Below are 1,420 nucleotides of genomic sequence, written 5' to 3'. Positions count from 1 at the left end.
TTATTGTACTTTTGCTAATTAATTGCGAAGTAAGGTTCTGTAATTGACCCTAAATATCTATAGTTATGAAAACGGCTGGCTTTAAACATGTTCTGGTAGGATTATTTCTAATAATTAATATCTCGGCATTCGGTAATAGTTCAATAGGTCTGAATAAAAAGATTACTATTTGTCATTTACCTCCTGGGAATCCAGAAAACGTTCAAACAATTGAAATTTCTGAAAATGCTTGGCCCGCTCACGAAGCGCATGGTGACAGCATGGGAACTTGTGATACCTCTCAAGACAATGACAATTCAAACAATGGTAAAAAAATAACGATCTGTCACTACCCTCCGGGCAATCCAGAAAATGTACAGACAATTGAAATCTCTGAGAACGCATGGCCAGCTCATGAGGCTCATGGAGATAGCCAAGGAAATTGCGAACCGAATAATCAGAAGGATGATCCCAGTCCCTGTGAAGAAGGAGCAGTTAATGGAGGAGAGATTGCTTACTATGGACCGTATAATCCGGATGATGATAATATTATATATTCTGAGAAACCTGCATCAAGCCAATTAGAGGGTGAAAACATCGAATATATCTGGTTGCAAAACTCAAATTATGAATCAAATATTATTAATAACCCAAATTGGCAAGTAGTAGGTGGATCAGATAATTTAGAAGAATTAGTTTTCGCTGGCCTCACAGAAACAACTTACTATGTTAGGTGTGCTAGGATAATAGGTTGTAGTAATGATTTCTTTGGCAAGTCAAATATTATAGAAGTTATAGTTAACTCATGCCTACCTGAGTATATCACAGGAGGAAGTATTTCATTTGACGGTCTGTACGAACCTGAGAATGAAAACATTATCAATTCTACTGCTTTACCTCAAAGCTCGGTCCCTAATGCTGAATTCGAATATGTATGGCTGCAAAGCGAAATAAATGCCCCAAATGTAGAAGGCAATACAAACTGGAACATGGTAGAGGGTTCTAAGAACCTTACTGAACTTCCTGTTTCGGGCCTTACTCAAACCATGTACTACATTAGATGTGCGAGAATTCAAGGTTGTGATAAATATTGGGGAGAAACAAATATTGTAGAAGTCAAACTAGATGATGGGAGCGATGATAACTGCGAGGCAGAAGTTTCAGCAGTTTTTGGCGAAGATAACTTAAGTGTTACAGCTAATTCAACTAAAGATTTGTCAAATGTCGTTTTAAAATTTTGCGATGAAACCACAGAAAAAATTGAAGAACTAACAGGAAGCAGCCAAACTTTTACTAGTGAAATTTTCATTGTCGGAATTTGGATCAAGTCTGGTTGCAACCAAAGTGATGATGGAAGTGGGTTTGGTGAATATATAGAAAATCTAAACTGGGATGGATCATCATGTGGAGATGATGATGGTGATGGAGACGGAGATGGAGA

General features: G+C 37.5%; 1 protein-coding gene. It reads left to right on the top strand.

All coding sequences use genetic code 11. The features are described 5' to 3' along the window. Positions 1–65: 65 nt before the first annotated feature. Positions 66–1,420, top strand: a 1,355-nt coding sequence (locus tag E1140_RS00365; protein ID WP_221412590.1) for a hypothetical protein, incomplete at its 3' end; no start/stop codon positions are given.

Source organism: Fulvivirga lutimaris (assembly GCF_009711525.1).
In the GTDB taxonomy this organism is placed as follows: domain Bacteria; phylum Bacteroidota; class Bacteroidia; order Cytophagales; family Cyclobacteriaceae; genus Fulvivirga; species Fulvivirga lutimaris.
This window is presented reverse-complemented; position numbering and strand designations above follow the sequence as displayed.